The 12,703-nt window shown below is 71.0% G+C and carries 10 protein-coding genes; 6 read left to right on the forward strand and 4 right to left on the reverse strand.

Features of this window, described 5'->3' with window-relative positions:
• Positions 1–8: 8 nt before the first annotated feature.
• The 4 genes from BLU22_RS13190 to BLU22_RS13205 all read right to left on the reverse strand — a co-directional run bounded on the left by BLU22_RS13190 (position 9) and on the right by BLU22_RS13205 (position 6,355).
• Positions 9–1,712: an FAD-binding protein gene (locus BLU22_RS13190; RefSeq protein ID WP_090215374.1), complete on the reverse strand. Its 1,704-nt coding sequence runs from the start codon at positions 1,710–1,712 to the stop codon at positions 9–11.
• A gap of 10 nt (positions 1,713–1,722) precedes the next feature.
• Complete coding sequence (locus BLU22_RS13195; RefSeq protein ID WP_090215376.1) at positions 1,723–3,429, reverse strand: FAD-binding protein; 1,707 nt, start codon at positions 3,427–3,429, stop codon at positions 1,723–1,725.
• 42 nt (positions 3,430–3,471) lie between these two features.
• Positions 3,472–4,659, reverse strand: a complete 1,188-nt coding sequence (locus BLU22_RS13200) for an acyl-CoA dehydrogenase family protein (protein ID WP_090215377.1) — start codon at positions 4,657–4,659, stop codon at positions 3,472–3,474.
• 262 nt (positions 4,660–4,921) lie between these two features.
• On the reverse strand, positions 4,922–6,355 hold the full coding sequence (locus BLU22_RS13205) for an aldehyde dehydrogenase family protein (RefSeq protein WP_090215380.1): 1,434 nt from the start codon (positions 6,353–6,355) through the stop codon (positions 4,922–4,924).
• A 158-nt stretch (positions 6,356–6,513) separates the two neighbouring features.
• Here BLU22_RS13205 and BLU22_RS13210 point away from each other — a divergent pair, with 158 nt between their 5' ends.
• From BLU22_RS13210 to BLU22_RS13235, 6 genes are all read left to right on the forward strand, one after another.
• A complete protein-coding gene (locus tag BLU22_RS13210; RefSeq protein WP_090215382.1) occupies positions 6,514–7,494 on the forward strand; it encodes a flavin reductase family protein in 981 nt (326 codons plus the stop codon).
• 47 nt (positions 7,495–7,541) lie between these two features.
• On the forward strand, positions 7,542–8,315 hold the full coding sequence (locus BLU22_RS13215; RefSeq protein ID WP_090215385.1) for a glucose 1-dehydrogenase: 774 nt from the start codon (positions 7,542–7,544) through the stop codon (positions 8,313–8,315).
• 64 nt (positions 8,316–8,379) lie between these two features.
• Complete coding sequence (locus tag BLU22_RS13220) at positions 8,380–9,171, forward strand: fumarylacetoacetate hydrolase family protein (protein ID WP_090215387.1); 792 nt, start codon at positions 8,380–8,382, stop codon at positions 9,169–9,171.
• 25 nt (positions 9,172–9,196) lie between these two features.
• Positions 9,197–10,117 (forward strand): acetaldehyde dehydrogenase (acetylating), encoded by a 921-nt coding sequence (locus BLU22_RS13225; RefSeq protein WP_090215390.1) that lies wholly within the window; start codon positions 9,197–9,199, stop codon positions 10,115–10,117.
• Between the two features lie 10 nt (positions 10,118–10,127).
• Positions 10,128–11,159, forward strand: a complete 1,032-nt coding sequence (gene dmpG / locus BLU22_RS13230; protein WP_090215392.1) for a 4-hydroxy-2-oxovalerate aldolase — start codon at positions 10,128–10,130, stop codon at positions 11,157–11,159.
• Between the two features lie 155 nt (positions 11,160–11,314).
• Positions 11,315–12,637 carry a spinster family MFS transporter gene (locus tag BLU22_RS13235; protein ID WP_090215395.1) on the forward strand — a complete coding sequence of 441 codons (1,323 nt, stop codon included), beginning with the start codon at positions 11,315–11,317 and terminating at the stop codon, positions 12,635–12,637.
• Positions 12,638–12,703: the final 66 nt, after the last annotated feature.

Raw genomic sequence — 12,703 nt, forward strand, 5'->3', positions numbered from 1 at the left:
CTCCTCGTTCAGGCGGGCGCGCCGAGCGGCGCGGCCTGGCTGGTGGTGTGTTGCCCGGCATGGGCCGCCGCTTCGCCGGCGCGGCGGCCGGAGAACACGCAGTCGGCCAGCGACAGGCCGCTGATGTAGAGGTGCGAGGGAATGCCGATGGCGGTGCGCCCGGCGGCGTACAGGCCGGGGATGGCCTGGCCCTGGCCGTCGAGCACCGCGCCGTTGTCCTCGTCGACCTTGAGCCCGCCCAGGGTCAGCGCACCGAGCGGGAAGATCGGGTTGCCCACCGAGATGTCGCAGGCGTAGAACGGCGCCCGGTCGAGCACCTGGCGGCTGCTCTCCGACTTGCCGACCGGGTCCGGCGCGGTGCCGCGCGCGGCGGCGTTGTAGGCGCGCAGCGATTCTTCGAGCAGCTCGGGGCGCATGCCGGTGACGCCGGCCAGCTCGCGGGCGGTGCGGCCCTTGCGCACCTTGAGCAGCATCAGCGCCAGCGCCGGCACGCTCTGGAACCACCAGTAGCCGCCGAACAGCGCCTGCTTGATGGCATCGCGGCGCAGGCGCACATCGAGCACCAGCCAGGCCTTGCCACCCTGCTCCTCGCACAGCGGGTAGCCGAGGGTGCCGCCATAGACTTCCTCGTTGACGAAGCGCCGGCCTTCGGTGTTGACCACGATGCCCTTGGGCCAGCACAGCGGCGGGTTGATGAAGCGCCACGGCGAGACCTGTTGCAGACGGTCGCTGGCTGCGCCGGCGGTGAGGCCCAGGCGCAGGCCGCTGCCGTCGCAGCCGGTGGCGCCGACCTTGAAGTTGCGGCGGTATTTGGGCGCATGTTCGGCGATCAGCGCCCGGTTGAAGATGAACCCGCCGGTGCTGAGGATCACGCCGTTGCGTGCCTGCACCAGCCGTGGCCGGGCGTGCTGCTGCTCGATGCGCGCGACCTTGCGGCGCAGGCCGTCGCAGTAGCTCGGGGCGAAGTTCTGCAGGCGCTCGGCGCGCGCCGCGAGGCGGGCATGCTCTTTCGCCGCTTTGCTGCCGGCGGGCAGGCACCACAGCTCGGCGCCGATCACCCGGCCCTTTGCGTCCAGCACCAGACGGCGTGCGGCGGACTGCACCAGCGCGCGCACCCCGGCCTTGAGGCAGGCACGCTGCAGGTGGCCGTAGAGCACCGCGCCGCACTGGCCCTTGCCCACGGTGCGGTGGCCGCGCGGCGCAGGCGGGTGAGCGCCTTGGTGCGAGGGCACCATCTCGTTGCCGGAGTAGTAGAGGAAGTAGCCGTCCGGCGGATAGGAGGTCTTGCCGCCGCCCGGCGGCATGCTGTGCGCGTAGCGCGCGCCGTGGCTTTCCAGCCACTCCAGGTTGGCCGCGCTGGACTCGCAGAAGCGGCGCAGGGTGGCGTCGTCGATCACCCCCTGGGTCTCGTGCTTGAGGTAGTCGAACATCGCCTCGGGGCTGTCGACGTAGCCGGCGTCGCGCTGCTGGCGGGTGCCGCCGCCGGCGTACACCACGCCGCCGCTCTTGGCGCTGGCGCCGCCGCCGGTGAAGCGGTCGGCAACCAGCACGTCGGCGCCACGGGCACGCGCCTCCAGCGCCGCGCAGGCGCCGGCCGCGCCCCAGCCGATCACCAGCACGTCGCACTGATCGTCCCACTGCAGGCTGCTGGCGTCGGCCACCTGCAGCGGCAACTGGATGTCGGTGCAGGTCGAGATCGTTTCGCGGGTCATCCTGACCTCCTCACAGGCTGGCGGCGATATGCCGGGCGGCGATGTAACCGAAAGTCATCGCCGGGCCGAGGGTGCCGCCGGCGCCGGGGTAGCTGGTGCCCATCACCGAGGCCGAGGTGTTTCCGATGGCGTACAGGCCGGGGATCGGCTGGCCGTTCTCGTGCAGCACCTGGGCGTTGGCGTCGGTCAGCAGGCCGCCCTTGGTGCCGATGTCGCCGGCATCCAGGCGCATGGCGTAGTACGGCCCCTTGGTCAGCGGCGCCAGGCAGGGGTTGGGCTTGACGTTGCTGTCGCCGTAGTAGCGGTCGAAGACGTTGCCGCCACGGGCGAAGTCGCTGTCGACGCCGGTGCGGGCGAACTCGTTGACGCGCTTGACCGTGGCGTCCAGCCCGGCCGGGTCGACGCCGATCTGCCGGGCCAGGCCGTCGAGGCTGTCGGCCTTCCAGTACACGCTGTTCAGCCACTCCTTGCGCAGGCGGCTGTCGGGCATCACCTGGGCCGGCATCAGCGGGCCCATGGCGTAGTTGAAGCGGAAGCGCGCATCGAAGATCACCCAGGCCGGGATCGACTGGCTGTCCTTCTGGTGCTCGCGGTACATGGCGTCGACGAACTCCAGGTACGGCGCTGCCTCGTTGACGAAGCGCTTGCCGTGGCCGTTGACCACGATGGCGCCGGGGAAGGCGCGTTCGGCGAAGATGCCCCGCGGCTTCTCCTCGCCGGGCACCTTGATGGTCGGCGCCCACCAGGCCCAGTCCATCAGGTCGGTGGCGGCGCCGATGGCCTGCGCGGCCTCCAGCGCGGCGCCGGTGTTGTTGCCCGGCGGGGTGGCGCTCCAGTCGGCACGGGTCGGCTGCGGCAGGTACTTCTCGCGCAGCGCCTGGTTCTGCTCGAAGCCGCCGCAGCCGAAGATCACCCCGCGCCGCGCCTGCAAGGTCAGCTTCCGGCCGCCCTGCAGCACCTCGATGCCGGTCACCCGGCCGTCTTCCACCACCAGCTCGCGGAACTCGGTGTTCAGCCACAGCGGCACCTTGCGATCCATCAGCGAGCGGCGCAGCGCGGCGATCAGCGAGGCGCCGAGGGCGGCGCGGCGGTCCATCTTGCCCTTGCGCCGGCCCTTGAAGTCGAGCTTGTAGCGCAGCATCAGGCCCAGCAGCATCAGCCGCCAGCCGAACTCGCGGGACATGGCCTTGTGCGCGTGGCGCGCGGTCCAGGCGATGCGCCCCATCAGCAGGGTGGTCGGCGAGGGCTTGCGCATGTGCTCGTATTCGTCGCCGAGCAGGCTGGTGTCGAACAGCTCGGGGTCGAGGCTGCGCCCGCCGGGCAGCGAGCCGGGCAGGTGCTGGTAGTAGTCGGGGTACTTGTCGGCCACCGCGTAGCGCACGCGGCTGCGCGTTTCGAGGTAGTGGATCATCCGCGGCGCGTATTCCAGGTAGGCGCGCAGGCGCGCCTCGTCGACCTTGTCGCCGGCGGCCGCCTTGAGGTAGGTGAAGGCCTTGTCGAAGCTGTCCGCCCCGCCCTTCTCGGCGAAGTAGTGGTTGTTGGGAATCCAGATGCCGCCGCCGGAGATCGCCGAGGTGCCGCCGTACTTGTCGCTCTTCTCGACGACCAGCACCGAGAGGCCCTGGTCGGCGGCGACCACCGCCGCCGCCATGGCGCCCGCGCCGGAGCCGACGACGATCACGTCGTAGGCGGACTGAGGCTGAACCTGTGTTGTCATTGTTGTCGTGTCCTTTGCCGTGGTGGTCGGAAGCCGGGTCGATCAGACGTAGGGGTCGGGGTTGGGCAGGCCGAGCTGCACCGCGCCGTAGCTGCGCCCGAAGGCGGCGACGTTGTTGGAGATGTGCCCGCGCGCCTGGTGCAGGTCGCGGAAGGTGCGCGCCACAGGGTTGCTGCTGTACAGGCCGGAGGCGGCCATCGAGCGCAGCAGGTCGCTGACCCGCTCGGCACAGACGTTGGTGACCTGGGCGGACTGGTAGCGGTACAGCAGGCGGGTCTCGGTATCCGGGATCTCGCCCTTTTCGGCCAGCGCCAGCATGTGGGCGAAGTTGCGCTCCAGCACCAGCTTGAAGGCATCGAGGGTGGTGATCGCCTCGGCCACCGCGCTCTGCGCCACCGGGTCCTCGGCGGTCCTGGCGCCGTGCTTGCCGATGTGGCGGGCGGCGTTGTCGCGGAACTCGTTGATCGCGCCCTGCAGGGCGCCGAGGCAGGAGCTGGACACCGCGCGGGTGAACACCTGGGCGAAGGGCAGCGCGTAGATCGGGCTGGTGTTGACCTCGCGGCCGGGCGTGGCCGCCAGGCTGGAGTTGTTGGTGCGCTGCACGCGATGGGCGGGGACGAAGGCGTCCTCGACCACGATGTCGTGGCTGCCGGTGCCGCGCAGGCCGAGCACGTCCCAGTTCTTCTCGATGCGGTAGTCGCTGCGCGGCACCAGGAAGGTGCCGTGCTCGACCGGCAGGTCGCCGTCGGCCGGCAGGATGCCGCCGAGCAGGCACCACTGGCAGTGCTCGCTGCCGCTGGAGAAGCCCCAGCGCCCGCTGATGCGGTAGCCGCCTTCCACCGGGGTGACCTGGGCCACCGGCATGTAGGTGGAGGAGATCAGCGTGCTGGTGTCCTCGCCCCACACGTCCTGCTGGGCCTCGACCGGGTAGCGGGCCAGTTGCCAGGGGTGCACGCCCATCACGCCGTAGATCCAGGCGGTGGACATGCAGCCTTCGGCGAGGGTCATCTGGATTTCGAAGAAGGTGCGCGGGTCGACCTCGTAGCCGTCCCACTGCTTGGGCTGCAGGGCGCGGAACAGGCCGGCCTCCTGCATCTCGCGGATGGTCTCGTCGGGCACCTTGCCCTCGCGGTCGGCCCGCTCGGCGCGCTCGCGCAGGGCGGGAACCAGACGCCGGGCGCGCTCGATCAGCTCGACCTCTACCGGGGTTTTTTCTCGCATGACATGCATCGCCAACTCCTCCGTCACTCTCGCTGAGCGAATCTGTTCGTGGCTTCGATCATCGGGCGCACCCCGGCGCCGCTCATCGTCAATGCGGACTAGACGGAAGGGTGCAGACGGCGGACGGCAAAAGGCCCGGCGCTGGGGCCGGGCCTTGGGGGATGCGAAGAGGCGAGATGATCGTTCCCATGCTCCAGCACGGGAACGCGCGCCCTGCGCACTGGACGCGGAGCGGCCGGGGAGCGGCTCCCACGCAGGAGCCTTCAGGGGGTCAGGGCGTCACCTGCGCCTCCATCGCCGCAAGGAAGTGCTCGCCATAGGGCGGCAGCAGGCCCCACTCGCGGCGCGGGTCGTAGGCGCCGGCCTCGAACACGGTGCGCGCATGGCTGAATTCGAGGAAGCCCTCGCGGCCGTGGTAGTGGCCCATGCCGGAGGCGCCGATGCCGCCGAACGGGGCGTCCTGCATGGCGGCGTGCATCATCGCCTCGTTGATGCTCACCCCGCCGGACAGGCTGTGTTCCAGCACCCGCCGCTTCTCCGCCTCGTCCGTGCCGAACCAGTACAGCGCCAGCGGTCTGGGCCGGGCATTGATCTCGGCAAGCACCGCGTCGATGGCGTCGTAGGGCAACAGCACCATCGCCGGACCGAAGATTTCCTCCTGCTGGATACGGCACTCGACCGGCGGATCGACCACCACGCGCAGCGGCCGGCGGCGGTCGGCGGGGTCGGCCGGCAGCGACTCGGGCAGCGACTCCACCCGCACCCCGGCGGCGATGGCGTCCTCGACCAGCCCCTCGACGCGGGCCAGATGGCGCTGGTTGACCACCGCCACCACGTCCGGGTTGCCCTGCACCCGTGGGAACAGGCCGGCGTAGGCGGTCTTCAGCTCGGCGAGGAAGACCTCAAGCTGCTCGCGCGGCACATAGACCAGGTCCGGGTTGACGCACAGCTGGCCGCCGTTGCTGGCCTTGGCCGCGGCGATACGGAAGGCGGCGGTGGCCAGATCGGCGCTGCGCGAGACGATGGTCGGCGACTTGCCGCCCAGCTCCAGGGTCACCGGCACCAGGTTGTCGGCGGCGCTGCGCATCACCGCCTTGCCGACCGCGGTGCTGCCGGTGAACACCAGATGGTCGAAGGGTTGCGCGCTGACCGCGGCGGCGACTTCCGGGCCGCCGCACACCACGCCGACCAGCAGCGGATCGAGGTGCTCGGCGCAGGCGGCGGCCAGCACCTCGGCGGTGCGCGGGGCGATTTCCGAGGGCTTGAGGATCGCCCGGTTGCCGGCGGCCAGCACGTAGGCCAGCGGGCTGAGCAGGGTGAACAGCGGCGCGTTCCAAGTACCGACGATGGCCACCGAGCCCTTGGGCTGGTACATCACCCGCGCCCTGGCGCCGAGCTGGTCGTAGGGCGGGAACGGCTGGCGCTCCTGCGGCTGCATCCAGTCTTCCAGGTGGTCGCGGGCGTGCTTGAGCGAGGCCAGCGAGCCGAGCACGTCGTTCATCAGCGAGAAGCCCTGCGGCCGCCCGCCGAAATCCTCGTCCATCGCCTGCGCCAGCGGCTTGTGCCAGGCCACCAGCAGGTCGATCACCTGCTGGATGCGCCGACGCCGCTCGGCGGCGTCCACCGCGCCCTCGGCGTTGAAGGCGGACTTCTGCGCGGCCAGCAGCGCGGCCAGCCCCTCGATAGGTGCAAGTGCGGAATTCATCGAACCTCCTGAAATGCTCGCGACGGCCGGTGTGGCGCCCTGCGCCGATAGTGGCGAGCGCCGGCGCCCCGGCGCCTCGTCCGTTGAGACGATGCCGGGCCTTGCCGGCGTTGCGAATACTCGCCACACCCTTACCCCCGATACCTGCGAGGCCCAGCATGAACGCTCCGGCTACCTTCGACCCTCAGGCCTTCCGCGCCGCCCTGGGCACCTTCACCACCGGGGTGACCATCATCACCACCCGCACCGCCGAGGGCGAGGCGGTCGGCATCACCGCCAACAGCTTCAACTCGGTGTCGCTCAACCCGCCGCTGGTGCTCTGGAGCCTGGCGCGCAACGCGCGCAGCCTGGCGGCCTTCAGCGCCGGCCAGTACTGGAACGTGCACGTGCTGGCCGCCGAGCAGGAGGCCCTGTCCGGGCGCTTCGCCACCCAGGGCAGCGACAAGTTCGCCGGCATCGCGCTGGACGACGGCATCGGCCCGGCGCCGCTGCTGCCCGGCTGCACCGCGCGCTTCCAGTGCCGCACCGCCTTCCAGTACGAGGGCGGCGACCATGTGATCTTCGTCGGCGAGGTGCTGGCCTTCGACAGCAGCGGCCGGGCGCCGCTGGTCTACCAGGGCGGCCAGTACGCGCTGGCCGCGCGCAAGCCGCGCCAGGAGCTGCGCCTGGGCGCCACCCCGCCGCCGGAGTGCAGCTACACCGAGGACCTGCTCGGCTACCTGCTCGGCCGCGCCCACTACCAGCTGCTCGACCGTCTGCGCCGCCTGATGGCCAGCCAGCAGCTCGACGAACACCTGTTCTTCGTCCTCTCGGTGCTGTGCATCCGCGACAACCTGACCCTCGACGAACTCAACGCCTTCGTCGCCTACACCGGCCACCGGGTGAGCGCGCAGAGCCTGGCCGAACTGGAGCGCCGCGAGCTGATCGCCGGCGAGCCGGGCCGCGACGGCAGCCGCCGCTACCTGCTGACCGCCGCCGGGCGCGAGCAGTCGCTGCACGAGATCGCCCTGGCCAAGGCGGTCGAGGGCGATGTCGCCGACCAGCTGGAACCGGGCGACGTGATGGCCCTCAAGGTGCTGCTCAAGCGCCTGGTGGCCGCCACCGATCCCGGCCTGCCCGACCTGTGGGCCGGCCGCTGAAACGATCCGCCATTCCCCATCGATAACGACAAGAAGGAGTTTCCGGCATGAGCATCCTGCAGCGCTTCACCCTCGACGGCAGCGTCGCCGTGATCACCGGCGCCGGTCGCGGCATCGGCCGCGCCATCGCCCTGGCCTACGCCGAGAACGGCGCCGACGTGGTCTGCGCGGCGCGCACTCTGGCCGACGTCGAGGCGGTGGCCGACGAGGTCCGCGCCCTGGGACGACGCGCCATCGCGGTGTCCTGCGACGTCACCGACCTGGCCCAGCGCGAGGCGCTGGTCGCCAGCGCCCGCGAGCAGTTCGGACGCATCACCCATCTGGTCAACAACGCCGGCGGCGCCGGGCCCAACGATCCGCTCAAGCTGGCCCCGGAGCGCCTGGAGGAAATCCTGCGTTTCAACGTCACCTCGGCCTACCACCTCACCCAGCTGTGCGTGCCGCACATGCGCGAGGCCGGCGGCGGTAACGTCATCAACATCACCTCGGGCGCGGCGCGCTACGCCCAGCGCCAGTTCAGCGCCTACGGCACCGCCAAGGCCGCGCTGACCCAGCTGACCCGCCTGCTGGCCCAGGACTTCGCCCCGCAGGTGCGGGTCAACGGCATCGCCCCCGGCCCGATCCTCACCGATGCCCTGCAGCGGGTGATGCCCGCCGAGATGCGCGCGGCGATGGAGACCGGCACGCCGCTGGGCAGCCTCGGCGAGGTCGAGGACATCGCCTGCGCCGCCCTGTACCTGGCCAGCCCGGCGGCACGCTGGGTGACCGGCAAGATCCTCGAAGTCGACGGCGGCGCCGAGAACAGCGTCTGGCCGGGCTGAGTCCCCGCCCCTACGGCGGGCCGCCGGCCCGCCTCCGCCTTCCCCTCTGCGACGGAGCCCCAGCATGCAGGCATCCCTGATCGACACCCTCGGCGACGAGCTGTTCGCCGCCCTGCGCGACCGGCGCACCCTGGCGCCGCTCACCGAGCGCCACCCGGACATCACCCTGGACGACGCCTACCGCATCTCCCTGCGCTTCCTCGCCCAGCGCGAGCGGCAGGGCGAGAAGGTGATCGGCAAGAAGATCGGCGTCACCAGCAAGGCCGTGCAGGACATGCTCAACGTCCACCAGCCGGACTTCGGCTTCCTCACCGACCGCATGCAGGTGGCCGACGGCAGCGATGTCAGCCTCATCGAGCACCGCCTGATCCAGCCGCGCGCCGAGGGCGAGATCGCCTTCATCCTCGCCGAGGACCTGGTCGGCCCCGGCATCAGCGCCGAAGACGTGCTGGCCGCCAGCGCCTGGGTGGTGCCGTGCTTCGAGATCGTCGACTCGCGCATCCACGAGTGGAAGATCCGCATCCAGGACACCGTGGCCGACAACGCCTCCTGCGGTGTGTTCGCCCTGGGCTCCCAGCGCATCGACCCGCGCATGCTGGATCTGGCCGCCGTGCGCCTGGAAATGACCAAGAACGGCCAACCGGCCGGCAGCGGCCTGGGCAGCGCGGTGCAGGGCCATCCCTGCGCGGCGGTGGCCTGGCTGGCCAACACCCTGGGCGAGCTGGGCATCCCGTTCCGCAAGGGCGAGGTGATCCTCTCCGGCGCCCTCGCCCCGCTGGTGCCGGTGAGCGCCGGCGACCGCATCCACCTCTCCCTCAGCGGCCTGGGCGAAGCCTCGCTGCGCTTCGTGCCCTGACGCCCCCTTTTTCGAGAGCGAATCCATGACCAAGAAGATCAGATGTGCCCTGATCGGGCCGGGCAATATCGGCACCGACCTGCTCTACAAGCTCAAGCGCAGCCCGGTGCTGGAGCCGGTATGGATGGTCGGCATCGACGCCGCCTCCGAGGGCCTGACCCGCGCCCGCGAGCTGGGCCTGAAGACCACCAGCGAGGGCGTCGACGGCCTGCTGCCCCACGTACTGGAAGACAACATCCAGATCGCCTTCGACGCCACCAGCGCCTACGTGCACGCCGAGAACAGCCGCAAACTGAATGAGCTGGGCGTGCTGATGATCGACCTGACCCCGGCCGCCATCGGCCCCTACTGCGTGCCGCCGGTCAACCTCAGGCACAACCTCAAGGCCGGGGCGATGAACGTCAACATGGTCACCTGCGGCGGCCAGGCCACCATCCCGCTGGTCGCCGCGGTGTCCAGCGTACAGCCGGTGGAATACGCCGAGATCGTCGCCACCGCCGCCTCCAAGTCGGTCGGCCCAGGCACGCGCAAGAACATCGACGAATTCACCCGCACCACCGCCGGCGCCATCGAGAAGGTCGGCGGCGCCAGGCAGGGCAAGGCGATCATCGTCATCAACCCGGCCGAGCCGCCGCTGATCATGCGCGACACCGTGCACTGCCTGACCGAGTCGGAGCCGGACCGCGAGGCGATCACCGCCGCCATCCTGGCGATGATCGAGCAGGTGCAGCAGTACGTGCCCGGCTACAAGCTGGTCAACGGCCCGGTGTTCGACGGCAACCGCGTGTCGATCTTCATGGAGGTGGAGGGCCTCGGCGACTACCTGCCCAAGTACGCCGGCAACCTCGACATCATGACCGCCGCCGCCGCGCGCACCGCCGAGATGTTCGCCGAGGAAATCCTCAAGGGCGAACTGACCCTCGCCGCCCAACCCGCCCTCGCCTAAGGAGCCGACCATGGATCTTCGCGGCAAGAAAATCACCGTCCACGACATGTGCCTGCGCGACGGCATGCACCCCAAGCGCCACCAGATCAGCCTGCAGCAGATGAAGGACATCGCCAGCGGCCTGGACGCCGCCGGCGTGCCGCTGATCGAGGTGACCCACGGCGACGGCCTCGGCGGGCGTTCGGTGAACTACGGCTTCCCGGCGCACAGCGACGAGGAGTACCTGTCGGCGGTGATCCCGCTGATGAAGCAGGCCAAGGTCTCCGCCCTGCTGCTGCCGGGCATCGGCACCGTCGACCACCTGCGCATGGCCCACGAGCTGGGCGTCTCGACCATCCGCGTGGCCACCCACTGCACCGAGGCGGACGTCTCCGAGCAGCACATCAGCATCGCCCGCAAGCTGGGCATGGACACCGTCGGCTTCCTGATGATGGCGCACATGAACAGCCCCGAAGGCCTGGCCAAACAAGGCAAGCTGATGGAGAGCTTCGGCGCCAACTGCGTGTACATCACCGACTCGGCCGGCTATATGCTGCCGGGCGACGTGGCCGCGCGGGTCGCCGCGCTGCGCGAGGTGCTCGATCCGGCCACCGAGATCGGCTTCCACGGCCACCACAACCTGTCGATGGGCGTGTCCAACTCCATCGCCGCCATCGGCGCCGGCGCCACCCGCATCGACGCCGCCTGCGCCGGCCTCGGCGCCGGGGCCGGCAACACGCCGATGGAAATCCTCGTCGCGGTGTGCGACCGCATGGGCATCGAGACCGGGGTCAGCGTGTTCGGCATCCAGGACGTCGCCGAGGACCTGGTGGTGCCGATCATGGACTTCCCGATCCGCAGCGACCGCGACGCCCTGACCATGGGCTACGCCGGCGTCTACGGCTCGTTCCTGCTGTTCGCCAAGCGCGCCGAGAAGAAGTACGGCGTGTCGGCCCGCGAGATCCTCGTCGAGATGGGTCGCCGCGGCATGGTCGGCGGCCAGGAGGACATGATCGAGGACACCGCGATGACCATGGCCCGCCAGCGCGGCCTGCCGGTCTGAGCGTCGCCGGCCGGGCGCCGCCGAGGCGCCGGGCCGGTTAGTGGTATCCGGCCCGGCCAGTCTGACCGGGCCCTCCCCCGACCGGACCGGCCGGGCGCCGTGACGGCATCGCGAGCCGCCCGACCGCCGGGCCGGCCCTCTGCAAGGAGGCCGCCATGGCCCGCGCCACCCCCTCCCCCGGCCTGTGGCACAGCCACGGCCTGCTGTTCCTCATGGCGCTGATGTACGCCGACAACTTCGTCGGCCGCCAGATCCTCGCGGTGATGATCGAGCCGATCAAGCAGGAGTTCGGCGCCAGCGACAGCGCCATGGGGCTGATCTCCGGCCTCGCCTTCGCCGCCGTCTACGCGGTGCTCGGCCTGCCCGCCGGGCGCCTGGCCGACCGCCTGCCGCGCACCCGCCTGCTCGCCGCCTCCTGCCTGCTGTGGGCGCTGGCGACCATGGCCTGCGGCCTGGCTGGCGGCTTCCTGGTGCTGATACTGGCGCGCATGGCGGTGGCGACCGCCGAGGCGCCGGCGACGCCGACCGCCTTCTCGCTGATCGCCGACCTCTACCCGCCACACCGCCGCTCCTTCGCCATCAGTTGCTTCACCGCCGCGCCGACCTTCGCCGCGCTGATCGGCCTGGCCGGCGGCGCCTGGCTGGTGGAAACCCACGGCTGGCGCACCACCTTCATCCTCATCGGCCTGCCGGGGCTGCTGATCGCTGCGCTGCTGGCCGTGACCGTGCGCGAGCCGCAGCGCGGCCGCTGGGAGATCAGTCATGTGCCGGCGGCGCCGCAGGGCATGCTGCGCACCGCGCTGGAGCTGTGGCGCGAACCGGCGCTGCGCTGCCTGCTGGTCGCCGGCGGCTTCTGCACCCTGAGCGGCTACGCCCTGGCGATGTGGAACGCCAGCTTCCTGGTGCGCTCCCACGACCTGTCGCTGCAGCAGGCCGGCCTGCTCGCCGGGCTGGTCGGCGGCGGCGTGGCCGCCATCGGCACCCTGACCAGCGGCTGGCTGACCGACCGCCTGGCGCAGCGCAGCCGCCTGTGGCTGATCGGCATCCCGCTGCTGGGCAACCTGATCGGCGGTCTGGCCATCGCCGCCTACCTGCTCTGGCCGGCCGGCACCCTGCTGCACTGGGGCGCGCTGGCGGTGCCGACCGCGTTGCTGTGGTGCGCGCTGGCCTGCTTCTTCAGCGTCTGGTGGGTGGCGCCGTCCTACACCCTGATCACCCATCTGGCCGCTCCGGACCGGCGCGGCACCGTGATGGCCATGCAGACCATCCTTTCCACCATTCTCGGCGTCGGCCTCGGCCCGCTGGCCACCGGCATGCTCAGCGACCTGCTGCTGCCGGCCTTCGGCCAGGAGTCGCTGCGCCATGCCCTGCTGGCGACCAGCGCCACCGTGGTCCTGCCGATGCTGCTGCTGTGGCGGGTCTACCGGCTGACGGTCCGCCAGCAGGCGCTGGCGCTGAACGCCACCGCCGCCTCCTGACGAAAGAATGCCCGCTGCAGTCGTTGCCAGCGGGCATTCTTTCGTCGCTGGCGGCCGCGCGGCCGC

Source organism: Pseudomonas guangdongensis (assembly GCF_900105885.1).
GTDB classification, from domain to species: Bacteria; Pseudomonadota; Gammaproteobacteria; order Pseudomonadales; family Pseudomonadaceae; genus Geopseudomonas; species Geopseudomonas guangdongensis.

Excerpts from the sequence above, each read along its gene's own strand:
- BLU22_RS13225 (WP_090215390.1), top strand. The coding sequence starts at position 9,197 with ATGACCAAGAAGATCAGATGTGCCCTGATCGGGCCGGGCAATATCGGC.
- BLU22_RS13220 (WP_090215387.1), top strand. The coding sequence starts at position 8,380 with ATGCAGGCATCCCTGATCGACACCCTCGGCGACGAGCTGTTCGCCGCC.
- BLU22_RS13205 (WP_090215380.1), bottom strand. The coding sequence starts at position 6,355 with ATGAATTCCGCACTTGCACCTATCGAGGGGCTGGCCGCGCTGCTGGCC.
- BLU22_RS13190 (WP_090215374.1), bottom strand. The coding sequence starts at position 1,712 with ATGACCCGCGAAACGATCTCGACCTGCACCGACATCCAGTTGCCGCTG.
- BLU22_RS13235 (WP_090215395.1), top strand. The coding sequence starts at position 11,315 with ATGGCCCGCGCCACCCCCTCCCCCGGCCTGTGGCACAGCCACGGCCTG.
- BLU22_RS13210 (WP_090215382.1), top strand. The coding sequence starts at position 6,514 with ATGAACGCTCCGGCTACCTTCGACCCTCAGGCCTTCCGCGCCGCCCTG.
- BLU22_RS13215 (WP_090215385.1), top strand. The coding sequence starts at position 7,542 with ATGAGCATCCTGCAGCGCTTCACCCTCGACGGCAGCGTCGCCGTGATC.
- dmpG (WP_090215392.1), top strand. The coding sequence starts at position 10,128 with ATGGATCTTCGCGGCAAGAAAATCACCGTCCACGACATGTGCCTGCGC.
- BLU22_RS13200 (WP_090215377.1), bottom strand. The coding sequence starts at position 4,659 with ATGCATGTCATGCGAGAAAAAACCCCGGTAGAGGTCGAGCTGATCGAG.
- BLU22_RS13195 (WP_090215376.1), bottom strand. The coding sequence starts at position 3,429 with ATGACAACACAGGTTCAGCCTCAGTCCGCCTACGACGTGATCGTCGTC.